This is a genomic window from Flavobacterium sp. GW821-FHT11G01, from assembly GCF_058808175.1.
The window spans coordinates 811,647-826,596 of the sequence record NZ_JBXARK010000001.1 but is presented as its reverse complement, the minus strand read 5'-3'; the positions used below and the strand labels follow the sequence as shown (position 1 = coordinate 826,596).

13 protein-coding genes are annotated in these 14,950 nt (G+C 32.9%); 4 read left to right on the top strand and 9 right to left on the bottom strand.

Annotation, left to right across the window (positions count from 1 at the left end; genetic code table 11):
* Window positions 1-18 precede the first annotated feature (18 nt).
* Both AC1RRN_RS03555 and AC1RRN_RS03550 read left to right on the top strand, forming a co-directional pair.
* Window positions 19-1,431, top strand: coding sequence for a DUF262 domain-containing protein (locus AC1RRN_RS03555; RefSeq protein ID WP_492965984.1), 1,413 nt, complete (start codon window positions 19-21; stop codon window positions 1,429-1,431).
* Window positions 1,418-3,367, top strand: a complete 1,950-nt coding sequence (locus AC1RRN_RS03550) for a DUF262 domain-containing protein (protein WP_492965983.1) — start codon at window positions 1,418-1,420, stop codon at window positions 3,365-3,367. The genes AC1RRN_RS03555 and AC1RRN_RS03550 overlap by 14 nt, the downstream gene beginning before the upstream one ends.
* Window positions 3,368-3,613: 246 nt before the next feature.
* On the opposite strand, the gene metQ is transcribed toward AC1RRN_RS03550, so the two are convergent.
* The 3 genes from metQ to metN form a co-directional block, all read right to left on the bottom strand.
* Entirely contained in the window at window positions 3,614-4,432 is an 819-nt protein-coding gene (gene metQ / locus AC1RRN_RS03545) for a methionine ABC transporter substrate-binding lipoprotein MetQ (RefSeq protein WP_492965982.1), read from the bottom strand.
* Window positions 4,433-4,514: 82 nt separating this feature from the next.
* Window positions 4,515-5,168: a methionine ABC transporter permease MetI gene (locus AC1RRN_RS03540; RefSeq protein WP_492965981.1), complete on the bottom strand. Its 654-nt coding sequence runs from the start codon at window positions 5,166-5,168 to the stop codon at window positions 4,515-4,517.
* Complete coding sequence (metN, locus tag AC1RRN_RS03535) at window positions 5,161-6,192, bottom strand: methionine ABC transporter ATP-binding protein MetN (RefSeq protein WP_492965980.1); 1,032 nt, start codon at window positions 6,190-6,192, stop codon at window positions 5,161-5,163. The genes AC1RRN_RS03540 and metN overlap by 8 nt, the downstream gene beginning before the upstream one ends.
* A 534-nt stretch (window positions 6,193-6,726) precedes the next feature.
* Here metN and AC1RRN_RS03530 point away from each other — a divergent pair.
* Together AC1RRN_RS03530 and AC1RRN_RS03525 are read left to right on the top strand one after the other, a co-directional pair.
* On the top strand, window positions 6,727-7,143 hold the full coding sequence (locus AC1RRN_RS03530) for an OsmC family protein (protein WP_492965979.1): 417 nt from the start codon (window positions 6,727-6,729) through the stop codon (window positions 7,141-7,143).
* Window positions 7,144-7,381: 238 nt separating this feature from the next.
* On the top strand, window positions 7,382-8,152 hold the full coding sequence (locus AC1RRN_RS03525) for an alpha/beta hydrolase (RefSeq protein WP_492965978.1): 771 nt from the start codon (window positions 7,382-7,384) through the stop codon (window positions 8,150-8,152).
* Between the two features lie 214 nt (window positions 8,153-8,366).
* Here AC1RRN_RS03525 and AC1RRN_RS03520 read toward each other — a convergent pair whose 3' ends face one another.
* The 6 genes from AC1RRN_RS03520 to AC1RRN_RS03495 form a co-directional block, all read right to left on the bottom strand.
* Window positions 8,367-9,338, bottom strand: coding sequence for a hydrogen peroxide-inducible genes activator (locus AC1RRN_RS03520; RefSeq protein ID WP_492965977.1), 972 nt, complete (start codon window positions 9,336-9,338; stop codon window positions 8,367-8,369).
* Between the two features lie 230 nt (window positions 9,339-9,568).
* Entirely contained in the window at window positions 9,569-11,185 is a 1,617-nt protein-coding gene (locus tag AC1RRN_RS03515; RefSeq protein WP_492965976.1) for a PAS domain-containing sensor histidine kinase, read from the bottom strand.
* 5 nt (window positions 11,186-11,190) lie between these two features.
* Window positions 11,191-12,204 (bottom strand): ATP-binding protein, encoded by a 1,014-nt coding sequence (locus AC1RRN_RS03510; RefSeq protein ID WP_492965975.1) that lies wholly within the window; start codon window positions 12,202-12,204, stop codon window positions 11,191-11,193.
* Window positions 12,197-12,613 carry an anti-sigma regulatory factor gene (locus AC1RRN_RS03505; protein WP_492965974.1) on the bottom strand — a complete coding sequence of 139 codons (417 nt, stop codon included), beginning with the start codon at window positions 12,611-12,613 and terminating at the stop codon, window positions 12,197-12,199. Before AC1RRN_RS03505 ends, AC1RRN_RS03510 begins: the two co-directional genes overlap by 8 nt.
* Window positions 12,594-12,968, bottom strand: coding sequence for an STAS domain-containing protein (locus tag AC1RRN_RS03500; protein WP_492965973.1), 375 nt, complete (start codon window positions 12,966-12,968; stop codon window positions 12,594-12,596). The genes AC1RRN_RS03505 and AC1RRN_RS03500 overlap by 20 nt, the downstream gene beginning before the upstream one ends.
* A 39-nt stretch (window positions 12,969-13,007) precedes the next feature.
* The gene (locus tag AC1RRN_RS03495) at window positions 13,008-13,844 is read right to left on the bottom strand and encodes an STAS domain-containing protein (protein ID WP_492965972.1); all 837 of its coding nucleotides are present in this window, start codon (window positions 13,842-13,844) and stop codon (window positions 13,008-13,010) included.
* Between the last annotated feature and the right edge of the window lie 1,106 nt (window positions 13,845-14,950).

Sequence of the window (14,950 nt, the reverse complement as noted above, 5' to 3'; positions counted from 1 at the left end):
ATTTCAGAATAAAATTCAATGAATAATAAAATTAAAACCAACATTCTATCCATAGATAAGCTATTGTTTTCAATGGACTTGTCTATTCCCGAATATCAAAGACCTTACAAATGGACTCCCAAAAATGTACATCAACTTATTGATGATATTTTGTTACACAAAAACAAATCTTCCTATAGAATAGGCACCATTGTATTACATCAGGATAATAATAGCCTTGATATTGTTGATGGACAGCAAAGAATGTTAACGCTAACGTTAATAAGCTACGCGTTATTTAAAAACAAGGAAGAACTTACAACTAAATATTTTGCAGGGAATAAAAAAATAAACAATGTGGAGCAATTATCATTACTTAAATTAGAATTTGAAAATGATATTTCGAAACACAACTTATCTGCTAACTACAAAGAAATTGTTCGAAGAGTGGATTCTTTTGGTCAAAAAGAAATAGATTTTTTCTTTACAAAATGTCAAATGGTGAGCATTACCCTTTATGATATATCAGAAGCATTTCAATTTTTTGACTCTCAAAATGCAAGAGGAAAAGATTTAGATCCTCATGATCTTTTAAAGGCTTTTCATTTAAGAGAAATGGCAACAGCAACAGAAGCAGAAAAAATGGCAACAGTAGCAGAATGGGAAAATCTGGATGCCGAAAAATTAGCCCACTTGTTTGATAATTATTTATTTAGAATTCGCAATTGGTCTAAAGGGAAAAGTGCAAGGTATTTTACAAAAAACGAGGTAAACCTTTTCAAAGGAATTAGTTTTGACCATACCGAAAATTTCCCTTTTGAATATGCCTATAGAATCAATCACTTTTACACAGAAAAATACAATTCTAATTTGGAACGTAATATTGATTTACAAAAAAGAGAATATCCTTTTCAGTTAGACCAAATAATTGTTAACGGTAAACGTTTTTTTGAAATGGTAATTCATTACCACAAAATAGTCAAAAAAATAGAAGCATTACATTGGCTGTATAATAAAACTGAAAAAGAAAGAATTCAAAGTATTTCGTTTCTTTTAGATTATGACGACTATGCAAACAATAATTTGTTAATTACACTGGGCACTTATGACGGTAAAGGAAGAGTCGGAAATCAATACATCCGTAATTTATTTGATTGTTGTTTATTGTATTATTTGGATCGTTTTGGAACTTATAACATAGATAAAGCTTTGATTAAGTTTTTCATATGGTCATATTCCATTCGTTTAGAACTTCAGGCGGTTCAATTAGCTTCTGTAGATAATAAAGCTATAATGCCAAATTTCAATTTCTTCAAGAAAATTAGAGAGGCAGTTCACCCAGCAGAAGTTTACAACAAGGAACTCAGAATGGTAGATAAATTGGCCTTTAAAAATGATCCCATTATTATTGATTTGTTTAAAAAATACAAATATTTAGATGAGCGAAACTAACGAATTAACCACTTTAAATATTAAAACGTTATTTAGTGGCGATAAATATACAATCCCAATTTACCAAAGGAATTATGCTTGGCAAGAAGACCAAGTTACCCAATTGATTCAGGATATCTGGGATTTTGCAATTAAAAATAAAGGCAGCAATTATTATATAGGAACTTTAGTAGTTTTTAAACGAAAAACTGAGGAAGGTCATATCTATGAGACTATTGATGGTCAACAAAGACTTACCACTTTAAATATATTGTTGAGCACATTAAAATATGAATTTGGACAAGATATCAAACTGGATTTAGAGTCTTGGGTTAAACTTAATTTACAGTTTGACAGCAGACCTGTTTCTGATAATACACTTAAGGCTATTTTTAATAACAATAAAAACAACTATGACTCCTATAACACGTCAATTGGGCATGCTTATAACTACTGCAAAAAAAAGCTAAATCATTTATTAAAAGATAAATCCGAATTATCGATTCATGAGTTTTGTAATTACCTATACCAATATGTTACTATTTTAAGAGTTGCTGTTCCAGAAGACACTAATTTGAATCATTATTTTGAAATAATGAACAGTCGTGGTGAACAACTTGAAAAACATGAAGTTCTCAAAGCAAATTGCTTAAGTGAACTAAAAAATGATGATGAAGGCAAATTGGCTTTTAATATGATTTGGGAAGCTTGCTCCAATATGGAAAAATATGTTCAATACAGTTTACGTATTGAAGAAAGAAATGAAATATTTGGTAAGGAAGACTGGAATGATTTAACAGTAAATGCATTTGACTCTTTTTCTGAAAAAATTAATAAAGTTAGAAATGATAGAAATGCAAAGGCTAATTCAACACAAGAATCAAATAATTCTTTATTATTAGAGGATATTATTAATGACAAAAAAAAATATGTATATAAAGATGAGTTTACCGATGATAGTCCAGATAGATTTAATTCGGTAATTAATTTTTCTAACTTTTTATTACATGTGTTAAGAGTTCAATTATATAGTGATGATAACTTTGATGACAATCTAAAACTTGACATTCCTTTAGATGACAAAAGATTATTAAAGACTTTTGAAGTCGTAATGAATAGTCAAACAAATAAAGCACAATTTGTAAAAGACTTTGGATTCAATTTGCTTAAATGCCGTTTTCTTTTTGATAAATTCATTTTAAAAAGGGCATTTGTAAAAGAAACGGATGGTTGGAGTTTAAAAAGATTGAAATGGAATTCTGAAAATAGAGGTTCTTATGTAAATAGTTTTGGTGAAGAAGAAAATTCTACAGTCAATAAAAAAACTTTAATGCTTTTAGCTATGTTCCATGTTTCCGCACCAACTTTAGTTTATAAATATTGGCTAAATGCGGCATTAAATTATCTATTTGTCAATTATAACTCTATAAGTGCCAGCAGTTATATCTCTTATTTAGAAAAGTTGAGTGATGCATATTATTTTGACAGATTTATAGCAGAAATACCTATTGATTATGACGAAATAATATTTAAAAACGGTGGTAAATCTAGTAATTCAATAGTGAATAAAAACAAGCTTCATCAAGGAACAGAAGTTGAAAACTTTGTCTTTAACAGATTAGACTATTTGTTATGGCTACAAAAATATGATGGTGATGATAAATTTGAATTTGCATTTCGTAGTTCAGTAGAACATTATTATCCTCAAAATCCATTAGACGGTCAAATTAGATTAACCGAAAATATTTTAAATAATTTTGGCAATTTATGCCTTATTAGTAGAAGTAAAAATTCCAAGTTGAGCAACAATTTACCAACAGCTAAAAAAGAACACTATAAATATTCTATCGATAGTTTGAAACAAAAAGCAATGATGAATTATAATTTATGGTTTGAAGATGAAATACTAAAACATGGGGCCGAAATGATTACCATTTTAGACAAAATATCAAATTAGGAAATGTAAAAGATAAAAAAACTGCTCTTCTAAGTGTTCTTTTTGATCCCTATGCAAAAGTCTATTGACTTTAAGCCAAATTTGAAAACAAAAACTCATCAAAATCTCAACTTTAAACTAAGTTTTACTTAAAACCAATCAAAAGCAAACCCTTAAAAGACAATACTCTAAAGTACCGTCTTTTAAGGTTTTGTTTTATATATAAATCGAGTAAACTTTTCAGAACGACTTTCAAAAAATCTACAACTACCAACCCTTTACAGCCCCTCCTTTAAACTCGCGAATCGCTGCCTGCTCAACTTCCGCAGATTGAAAGGCCTGAAGAAACTGTTTTACCTTTTCCTCATTTTTATTGTCTTCACGGCTTACTACCAGATTTACGTATGGAGAATCTTTATCTTCTACAAACAAGGCATCACGCGCCGGAACCAAACCCGCCTGAGAAGCAAAAGTGTTGTTGATAATCGCAATCGAAACATTTTGATCGTCTAAAGCACGAGGCAATTGAGGCGCTTCTAATTCTAATATTTTTAGGTTTTTAGGATTACTTATAATATCTGTTACCTTAGGCAACAAACCTACTCCGGCACGCAGTTTCAATAAACCGTTTTTTTCTAAAAGTAGTAACGAACGTCCTCCGTTTGTTGGATCATTCGGAATAATGATCGTGCTTTCGTTTTTCAATTCAGAAAGGCTTTTTATTTTTTTAGAATAGGCCGCAATCGGATAAACAAATGTTTTTCCAATAATGGCTAATTTGTAACCGCGTTGTTTCGACTGCTCGTCCAAATAAGGTTTGTGCTGAAAAGCATTGGCATCGATATCGCCCTGACTCAAAGCCTCGTTTGGAATTACATAATCGTTAAAAGAAACCAACTCTACTTCAAGTCCGTATTTTTCTTTGGCTACTTTTTTAGCAGCTTCTGCCACTTTTAATTCCGGCCCTGAAGCTACACCCACTTTAATGTAGTGTGGATCATTGTTTTTACTTTTTCCGCAATTGGCTACAACAAGTGATAAGGCAATAATTCCGGCAGTTTTTAGAAAATTTATTTTATTCTTCATTCTAATATTTTTTATTAATTTTTGACTTTCGACTTTCGACTTTCGACTTTCCGACTTTCTGACTTTCTGACTTTCGACTAAACTACCTGTGGTCAAATCGTTTTGATAAAGTGTCGCCGGCAAACTGAATAAGGAATACCAGAATCACCAATAAAGCTAATACCGAATTCATGGTTACAGCATCATAACCAATATAACCGTACTGATAGCCCACTTGTCCTAAACCGCCTGCTCCTACTGCTCCACCCATTGCAGAGTAACCCACAAGTGTAATTAAAGTAATGGATGCTGCATTGATCAAAGAAGGCAAAGCTTCCGGCAATAATACTTTATACACAATTTGAAACGGTGTTGCGCCTAAAGCTCTTGCGGCTTCAATTAATCCTGAAGGCAAGCTTAAAAGGCTATTTTCTACCAATCGTGCAATAAACGGTGCTGCCCCAATACTTAACGGAACCAATGCTGCACTAACACCAATAGAGGTTCCGACAATCGCACGCGTAAACGGAATCATCCAGACGATTAATATAATGAAGGGTATAGAACGGAAAATATTCACCAAAACAGATAAAATTCTGTTTAAAACGGGTTGTTCTAATATTTGATTTTTTCGGGTAAGGAAAAGCAAAATACCTGTTGGAAGTCCTAGCAGAAAACCAAAAAAGCCAGACAAAAATGTCATGATGATCGTTTCCCAGGTTCCTTTTAATAATAATTCAATAATGGATTCAGACATAACCTATGATTTCTGTTTTAATATGTTTTGATATAAAAAATTCAATTGCAGCTTTGTAGTTTTCTCGTTTACCGGATAACTCGATCAGCATAATTCCAAAATTAACATCGCCAGCCTGATCCATTTGGGCACTAATTATTTTAAAATTAGTATCAAATAATCGAGAAACTTCTGATATTACGGGCTCATTTACGGACTTTCCTGTCATTTCAAGTCTTAATAGCGGATTTAAATTTTCGCTCTCTTCCTTTTGTAATCTTTCCAGATAAACGGCAGGAATATCCAAATGCAAAGAAGAGGCAATAAATTCCCTTGTCAGTTCGTGTTTTGGATCGGCAAAAATTTCGCCTACACTTCCCTGCTCTATTAATTTTCCGTGACTAATTACGGCTACTTCATCACAAATTGATTTAACCACTTCCATCTGGTGTGTAATCAATAAAATCGTAATGTTAAGTCGGCGGTTGATATCTTTCAGTAAATTCAGAATCGATCTTGTCGTTGCGGGATCAAGCGCGCTTGTTGCTTCGTCACACAATAAAACTTTTGGATTATTGGCCAAGGTTCTGGCAATGGCCACTCTTTGTTTTTGTCCGCCCGAAAGACTTGCCGGATAATCATATGCTTTTTCAGTTAAACCAACCAATTGAAGCAATTCTAAAACTCTTTCTTTAATTGTTGCTTTTGAAGTTCCGGCTAATTCCAACGGAAAAGCGACATTATCAAATACGGTTCTCGAAGAAAGTAAATTAAAATGCTGAAAAATCATTCCTATTTGTCTTCTTTCAATAGCCAACTGGGCATTTGATAATTGTCTCAGGGATTTTCCATTCACAATAATCTCTCCCGAGGTTGGTCTTTCCAGTAAATTAACGCATCTGATTAAAGTACTTTTTCCTGCTCCCGAAGTTCCAATTACACCAAAAATTTTCCCTGGCGGAACCTTAAGCGAAACATCGGATAAAGCCGTAACAATTCGGTCTTTCTGATGAAAAGTTTTGCTAACGTTTTTTAATTCAATCATTCTTTAATTTTAGTTTAAAAACAAAAAAGCCTTTCAAATATTCATGAAAGGCTTTTCGAAAAAATAGTATTATTTTATATAGAAGCCCATACAATCATTATAGTATTACAGCACATCATTTTATTGCTGTTATAATAATTCTTCATATTCTGGCTCTTATTTCTCATTGTGGTTGCAAATTTAAAGAGTTATTTTTGATTTCACCTCATAAATCATCAAAACTTTTATTAACCTATCAAAATAGTAGATTAAATCTTTTTATGAGTTATGGGTTATGAGTTATGAGTTATTGGTTATTAGTATATGATAATTATTCCTTATTCTAACTTCTATATTCTATATTCTATTCTACTCTTGTAAATTTTTTTAAATCCGTTTCATCGATTATTCCCTTTAAATCCAATCATTATAAATCAATTTAATGATATTCAAAAATTATTAATTTGATTAATAACAACTATCGCCATAAATTTGTCTCATCAAAATCAAACAATTGATTTGAAATAATTAAAACAACTTTAAAAAATAGAAATCATGAAATTTACAAGAAGAGCAAACGCAAATTGGAAAGGTACAGGAATGGAAGGAAAAGGAACCATCAGTACACAAAGCACCACTTTAGACAATGCACAATTATCATTCAAAACTCGTTTTGAGCAAGGTGTTGGAACTAATCCTGAAGAATTAATCGCAGCGGCACATTCAGGCTGTTTCACCATGCAATTGAGCTTTTTACTTTCTGAAGCAGGATTTGTTCCGGAAGATTTAGATACAGTAGCAAAAGTTACTTTCGAAGACGGAACAATAACTTTAATTCAATTAGAATTGACCGGAAAAGTTCCTGGGATTTCTGCAGAAGATTTTCAACAGACAGCTCAAAAAGCAAAAGAAATTTGTCCAATTTCTAAGTTACTGAATACTGAGATTACTTTGGCTGTAACGTTAAACTAATTTCTAATAACAAAATTCCAGGGGTTATCTTGTCATTTCGACGGAGGAGACTCGAGCGATAGCGAACAGACGAAGTAAATCACACAAGAAACTCCGCACAGAATGTCGCCAATCTTTGTCGAATTACGCGTGTGATTTCTCCTCCGTCGAAATGACAAAATTGCGGACAATTGGAATTTACAATAAGAACATCAAAACAACACAACAATCTAAAATTTAAAATTTAAAATATACAATTATGAAAACAATATATAAAAGCTTTTTAGCATTCGCAGTATTAATTCTAAGCTTAGCATTTACAACAACAGTAAACGCACAAACCACTCCAAAAATTAAAAACGTAGTCTTAGTACACGGCGCTTTCGCAGACGGTTCAGGATGGCAGGGTTTATATCAAATTTTGACTAAAAAAGGATATAACGTAACGATTGTTCAAAATCCATTAAGCTCTTTGCAAGACGATGTTAACGCTACAAACTTAGCTTTAGACAAACAAGACGGACCAACTGTTTTAGTTGGACATTCATGGGGCGGAACTGTAATTACAGAAGCCGGAAATCACCCAAAAGTAGCAGCATTAGTTTACGTAGCGGCTTTACAACCTGATAATGGTGAAAACTCTATTCAATGGCTACAAACTGCACCTCCTGCTCCTGAAAATGGTGTATTGCCTCCAGATGATAAAGGAATCGCTTATTATGATAAAGCTAAATTTCATGCTGGTTTTGCAGGAGACTTAAGCAAAGAACAAGCTGATTTTATGTTTGCTTCTCAAGGTGCTTTCCACGCACAAGGTTTCGGAACACCAATCACAAAAGCGGCCTGGAGAGACAAACCTTCTTACGGAATCGTAGCAACAGAAGACAAAAGCATCAATCCTGATATTGAGCGTGCGATGTACAAACGTTCTAACACCAAAATCACAGAGATAAAAGGAAGCCATGTGGTTTTTATTTCTCAACCAGCAAAAGTTGCAAATGTGATTATTGAAGCAGCTAGTAAATTGTAAATTATTAATTGTAAATTGTTAATTACATCTCTTTAATAGGAAAGCCTGACTTTACAGTCGGACTTTTTTATTTTAAATTTATACAGTTTTGTCATTCCTCGTTCCTCGGAATGACAATATTGCGGTTAATCTAACACAATGCTTATGTTTGTTAAAACAAGTGAAACGCCTTTATTCACAAAGAAAAACTATGTCTCTATGTGTTTAAAAAAATCTACATAAACTTACTCACCTCTTTCACAAAATAAGGCGAATCGTTCCAACGGATTTTTCGATAAGCGAAGTCTTTTTTAAGCGAATCCGGAAGGCAATTCCAGATAGCTTCGTTCATTTTCTCTAAAATTAATTTCTTTGAAAACGAATCTGAAACTACCAGACTAATTTCTCTTACCGGAATGGGTTCTTTAAAAGGTTTAAAAAGTCCCGTTGCGGCTTCATTCAGAATAGAAAGTTGTGGAATAATCGCGAATCCTAATTGTGCACGCACTAAATTTTTTAAGGTTTCAATCGAACTAATATCATATGTAAATTGTTCTTTTATTTTATCTGAATTTTTCAAACCGCAGATATCCAAAAGCTGTGCATTGTAGCAAAACTCGTGATGCAACAGCAATAATTCGGTTTTATCGCCGGGCTGTAATTCATAAAAAGCTTCAGCAGCCATGGGATGTAGTTCGTTTAAATAGGCTACAAAAGGTTCTTTGAAAATAGGATGTTCGATTAAATTAGCATTTCCGGTAGGCGTTGCCATAATAGCGACATCAATCGTTCCCGTTTCTACATCTTTCATCAATTGACCGGTATTCGATTCTCTGATAATAAAATGCACTTTTGGAGTAGCTTCTTTCATCGCTTTTATAAACAAAGGAATCAGATAAGGCGATAAAGTGGAAATAATACCCACTTTGATCTCCCCTTCCAGGAGATTTTTTTCATTCACAACAAAATCCCGAATGTCATCGGCTTCGCGAAGAATTTTTTTTGCGCGATTGATAATCTCGGTTCCTAATATAGTAGGCGTCAATGGCACTTTATTGCGATCAAAAATCTTTATTCCGATTTCCTCTTCCAGATTTTTTAACTGAATCGTGAGTCCGGGTTGTGTTACCATACAAACTTCGGCCGCTCTTGCAAAATGGCGTTCTTCGTCTAAGGCTACAATATATTTTAATTGCTGAATGGTCATTGATTATAATTTTATTTTATAAAGATAGAAAAATATCAATTTTGATTATGAAAAAAATTAACCGCAAAGTTGATTTTAAAACTGTAAAAAATTAACCCACAAAGTGCACGAAGGAATTTTACCTAGGTTTGCTCTGTAAAAACACAAAGTTCACAAAGCTTTGTGAAAATAGCTTTGTGAACTTTGCGTAAATCTTTGCGAACTTTGCGGTTAAAATTTCAAAGGTGCTTTTATTTTGGTAAATAAATCCAGAAAATAGTTCCTTCGCCGGGTTTACTGGTAAAATTGATAATTCCGTTATGGTTTTCAATAATACGTCGGCATAAGGCAAGTCCTATTCCGTTGCCACCATATTGGTCTCTTTCGTGTAAACGCTGAAACATGTCGAATATACGCCCGGAGTATTGACTTTCTATTCCGATTCCATTATCTGCAATGGAAATAATATGATAATTACCCGATAAAACCAGTTCGTTGTTCTCTTCAGGTTTATTTTTTGCTGAAATGGTTACTGAAGGAAGCGAAGTATTAAACTTTAAGGCATTGTTTACCAAATTGTAAAACAATTGACGCAGTTGTGTACTTAGTCCTAAAACCTGCGGCAGTGGTTCTACATTTATTACAGCATTTTTTTCTTCGATGATCATGCTTAAATCACCTAAAATTTCAGCAATAATTTCATTCAGGTCTACTTCTTCAAAAATTTGCTTTTTATTGTCTATTCTCGAATAATTGAGAACATCAGTAATTAGATCTGATAATCGTGTAGCCGATAATGTAATTCGGTCAAAATAATAGTTCTTTTTTTGCTCTTCAGATAAATGCTGACCCGCTCGTGAAAGCATAATCATAATTTTACGAAGCGGCTCCTGAAGATCATGACTGGCAATATAGGCAAACTGCTCCAGCTCTTTATTTTTAAATACTAATTTGGAATTGGCACTTTCTAATTCACTCTGAATCTTTTTTAACGCTGAATTGTCTTTCAGTGTTTCAACAATCAGTTTTTGTGCATTGATATCAACAAAATAAACGAGCCAGCTGTTAAAAGTACCGTCTTCTGATTTATTTGGAATCATGGTAACAAGGTGCCAAACGTAGGCAGAATCGTTCTTAATTCTGATTTCTCCGGAAAAAGAAGATCGGTTTGCTTTTGCTTTGTTCCAGCCTTCTAAAATTACTTCAATATCTTCAGGATGAACAAAATGCATCAAATTATTTTTTTCAAAAACCGAGGGTGGTTCTTTTAAATAATTCACTACAGATTCATTATAAAGAAGTACTTTATTACGTTCATTGACTTCACAAATTAAAATCGGAATCGTATTGGCTAATTTTCTGTATCGGTTTTCGCTTTCTGTCAACTTCTCAGAAAGAGCAATCAATTCAATATTTTTCTTCCTGATTTCATCGTAGGGAGACAAAGGAGGCTCATATTTAAAATAATCTATAAGCGATTTTATCTTCGTTTCTGAAAGAAGTCCCGGCGACGCCACCGGCTGACTTATTCTTGTAGTAGATTGATTATCATAAAAACTATACTCAATATTACCAGAGATTTTCGAAGCATAGTTAAAAGCTTCCGGGTTGCAGCTTTTTAAGTCTACCGTATCTGTAATAATAGCTACAATTTCTTTTTGCGTGGCTTTGATACTATTAATACAAAGCACCAGCACAGAATCCTTGCCTTTTGCAATAGAACATCTCGCTATTTCAGATACTGCCGTTGAAAATCTTGTCTGGAACGAAGAAGGCATGCCGCACATTTCGGCAATTTTCATGCTTCGCTTATGGGCTAGTATTAAGTCCATTTCGTTATCAAGATTTATTTTTATGATCTTTTTCATTGGCCTTACATTATTTTACCTACCAGAATTGATGCATCGTCAGTTCCACGAATATTCTCCTTATAAATAGAAGATGCAATTACGCCGGAATGTTGCTTCATAATAGAGCTCATATCATTTAGATTCCATCTGGTTCGTAATCCATCACTGTGCATTACAATAATTTGATGCTTTTTATAAGGAACAATAGTGCTATTTAAAGTTCTTGGAATATTATGACCTATAATTCCGTTATACGGTGTATACGTTTTATTTTCTAAGCCTTCGTATATGCGGGTACTAATATTACCAATACCACAAACACTCCACACTTCAGACTTGTAATCTACAGATGCTATTGTCGCCACCAGTCCCCTACTCTTTTTTACTTTTGAATGCATATCTCTGAGAATTTCTGTCGGCTCCCATTCTATAGATTGCTTAAAAGCTTTAATAGCCAATTGCACGGCTTCATTTGCATTTTCTCCATGGCCTAAACCATCGCCTAAAAATATTTGAAAACCTCTTTTTGAATGTTTAATATGAAAACCATCACCGCAAAATTTTTCGCCAGGATAGTTAACCGCAATAGCAGCATAATTTAAACCACTTTGCAAAGCAGAATAACTGAACTCGGGTTTATCACATATTTTAATATACTGTACACATCCCCAGTTTTTGATGGAATAGATATGAAAATCGTTACTCAGCCTTTTAATGGAACCTAATCCGTGCCCAAGTGTATTGGAAGACGAATAACCGTCATTCATTATTTTGGATAAATTTTCAAATCCTACTCCTTTATCAAGGCAGTATATTTCAATTAGATTTTGTCCTTCTTCTACATTGGCTCTGTAAAGCAGCTCTCCTCCATTTGCATATTTTATGAGGTTAGAAGTTAACTCTGCTACAATGATATCTGTTTCAGCAGCTCTGTGTGGTGTAAAACCTATTTTAAGTGCCAGGTTGTGTATTTCTCTTTTTATAAAAGCAATCAGACTTCGATCGTCAATTTTATAGCTGGAAAACGTATTATCCATTTTTCCATTTTGTTATAGTAACGGTTGTCCCGTTTCCGATTTCTGTTTTAATATCAAATTCATTGACAAGTCTTTTAGTACCCGGAAGTCCTAAGCCTAAGCTTTTTCCGGTGCTGTATCCGTCTTTCATAGCCAATGATATATCAGCTATTCCTGGACCGTTATCGATAAAAGTAACGCGTACGCCATGATCACGGCCATTACTGACCGATTCTATGATGACTTTGCCTCCGCCGCCATATTTTAGGAGATTACGAACAAGTTCGCTTGTAGCAGTAATTAATTTGGTTTGATTCAAAATGCTCATGCCAATTTTTACGCCATACTCCTTTACACGGTTGCGTAAAGGCACCACATCTTGTTCTTTTACAATTAGGGCTTCTTCTTTACTATTCGTTATCGTCGTCATAATCCTGCTCTTCATTATCGCTGGTGTGCATTTTTGAGTGCAGTAGATCCATGCCTTTTTCAACATTAAGGGCACTTATAACTCCGTTTAAGGATAATCCGAGTTCAACAAGTGTAATAGCAACCGCAGGCTGCATTCCTACAACAACTGTTTGTGCATCCATAATTTTAGACATTACTGCTATATTTCCTAAAATACGTCCCATAAAGGAATCGATTATAGAAACTGCTGAAATATCAATTAATACACCTTTTGAACTGTGTTTACTTATGGTGTTAATTAAATCTGATTCAAGATTTTCTGCCAGTTGGTCGTACAAATCTACTTGTATCGTAACTAACAAAAAATCTCCCATTTTTAGTATAGGAATTCTTTCCATATCAATAATAAAATCTTAAACTAATTTTCTTTTAACCACAGTAAGTTGTAACATATCAAATGCGGTTTTAAGCGCACTTGCCAGAGATGCTTTCGTAATAATTCCAGTAAGATCGATTCCTAAATGCACAACAGTTTGAGCAATTTCAGGACGAATACCGCTAATGATACATTCAGCTCCCATTAATCGGGTGGCACTTACTGTTTTAATAAGGTGTTGTGCTACAAGTGAATCTACTGCAGGAACTCCGGAAATATCCAAAATAGCGATAGAACTTCCTGTATCTACAATTTGTTGTAGCAAATTCTCCATTACAATTTGTGTTCTTGAACTGTCTAACGTTCCAATAATTGGCAACGCCACAATACCATCCCAAACAGTAATAACAGGAGTCGAAATTTCGCTGATTTCATCTACTTGTCTCGATATTACATCTTCTCTTCCTTTCATATAGGCTTCGAAAGTCATAATGGTCATATTGTCCAAAATTTCGTTCAACTTCAAGTTGGCCTGATATAATTGTTCAGAATCCTTTATCATTTCAGAAAGAATTTGCGAAGATGCTTGCTTGAAAGTAGTAAGATATTGGGCATTTTCTCTTGGTGAAAAACCACGTTTTCCGCGTGAAGAAGAAATTCCCACAATTAAATCCTCTACTTTTTCAAATTCAGAAGAATTTTGGAAATTAGTATCTGATGAAGCTAATGCACTTAAAAAAAGAGAAGCAAATTCTTTTGACTCTTCTTCTTCTACTGCTCCATCATCAGATCCGCTTTCTGTAAGAAGTTGAGACCATATCGTTAATAATTTGTTTTCGTGCTCTTTTAAGCCACTTAAGAAGTTGTTTTGCATGAGATCTAAATTTGTAATTTTCTTTAACAAATATAACATTTAAAAGGTCTAAAACTGAGAAAACATTTGTTAAAATAGTTAAACACAAAACATAGTCATATATAACTGATAATCAATTAGATAAAATAAAATTTAACTTTTTTTTCCTTACTCCCTTTTTTTTGTAAACATAAGATTTTCAAGAACATACATAAATAACATGGGAATTTTGTAACATTTTTTTTAAATTATATAAAATTTAACAAAACCAAAACCTCAAATTGTGCGTAAGTATCAATAAACGGTACTCTGGAATGGCTTAAATTCAAATGGAAAAGTTTTTGGAGCATCTTGAGTTTAATGGCCTTCCGGGGATATCGTTAATTAGTAATTTTTAAGAGAGCAATAAGGTTGGAAGAAATACAGATTCAGAGATTAAAAAAGAGTTTGCAATATTTGGAAAGCAAACAGCGCGAATTAAATAAACAACAAGAAAATGATACTCGTAGTATTGAATCAATTATTAAATATTTAAAAAAGGATCTGATTCATCAGTTTAAACTAACGGATTATAATCCTTTAATCAAACAAGAAATTAAAAATACAGATGCTTTTATTATCCATGTAAAATATATTATAGAAAACAACTTTTCAAATACAATTTGAGAAAACAAATTCTTTATTCCCAAAATAAAAAGTACCTAATAATTAGGTACTTTTTTTATTCCTTTCATTTGAGTAGTTATTGATTATAAAAAGCTTAGAATTAATTCAATAAATTTTCAGAGCTCTGTTTCAGAAAAATGTTTTGATCAAGGTTAGTTTTTAACTTCAAAAAAAAATAAACACCTGATAAACAATAATTTAATTCAAAAAAGATGTTTCATTTTATAAAATGAAACACATAGTCGATTTAATTTAACGCTCTGCCGCTTAAATTTTGCCTTACTTTGCTAAAATTAAAGAATTTTCGTATTCTTTTCCCTCCTGCTATAAGCCTTATAGTTACCGTAAAAACAATAAATTTAAATCGATTGATACTTTCAATTGAATAAAATCTACAAACCTTCATTATCCTCTTTATTTTATATCAAAGCCTAAGACTTAATTACTTCTAAGTAAACTAA

What these genes read in the sequence shown, in the direction of transcription:
- AC1RRN_RS03555 (WP_492965984.1), top strand. Translation starts at nt 19, where the DNA reads ATGAATAATAAAATTAAAACCAACATTCTATCCATAGATAAGCTATTG.
- AC1RRN_RS03550 (WP_492965983.1), top strand. Translation starts at nt 1,418, where the DNA reads ATGAGCGAAACTAACGAATTAACCACTTTAAATATTAAAACGTTATTT.
- metQ (WP_492965982.1), bottom strand. Translation starts at nt 4,432, where the DNA reads ATGAAGAATAAAATAAATTTTCTAAAAACTGCCGGAATTATTGCCTTA.
- AC1RRN_RS03540 (WP_492965981.1), bottom strand. Translation starts at nt 5,168, where the DNA reads ATGTCTGAATCCATTATTGAATTATTATTAAAAGGAACCTGGGAAACG.
- metN (WP_492965980.1), bottom strand. Translation starts at nt 6,192, where the DNA reads ATGATTGAATTAAAAAACGTTAGCAAAACTTTTCATCAGAAAGACCGA.
- AC1RRN_RS03530 (WP_492965979.1), top strand. Translation starts at nt 6,727, where the DNA reads ATGAAATTTACAAGAAGAGCAAACGCAAATTGGAAAGGTACAGGAATG.
- AC1RRN_RS03525 (WP_492965978.1), top strand. Translation starts at nt 7,382, where the DNA reads ATGAAAACAATATATAAAAGCTTTTTAGCATTCGCAGTATTAATTCTA.
- AC1RRN_RS03520 (WP_492965977.1), bottom strand. Translation starts at nt 9,338, where the DNA reads ATGACCATTCAGCAATTAAAATATATTGTAGCCTTAGACGAAGAACGC.
- AC1RRN_RS03515 (WP_492965976.1), bottom strand. Translation starts at nt 11,185, where the DNA reads ATGAAAAAGATCATAAAAATAAATCTTGATAACGAAATGGACTTAATA.
- AC1RRN_RS03510 (WP_492965975.1), bottom strand. Translation starts at nt 12,204, where the DNA reads ATGGATAATACGTTTTCCAGCTATAAAATTGACGATCGAAGTCTGATT.
- AC1RRN_RS03505 (WP_492965974.1), bottom strand. Translation starts at nt 12,613, where the DNA reads ATGACGACGATAACGAATAGTAAAGAAGAAGCCCTAATTGTAAAAGAA.
- AC1RRN_RS03500 (WP_492965973.1), bottom strand. Translation starts at nt 12,968, where the DNA reads ATGGGAGATTTTTTGTTAGTTACGATACAAGTAGATTTGTACGACCAA.
- AC1RRN_RS03495 (WP_492965972.1), bottom strand. Translation starts at nt 13,844, where the DNA reads ATGCAAAACAACTTCTTAAGTGGCTTAAAAGAGCACGAAAACAAATTA.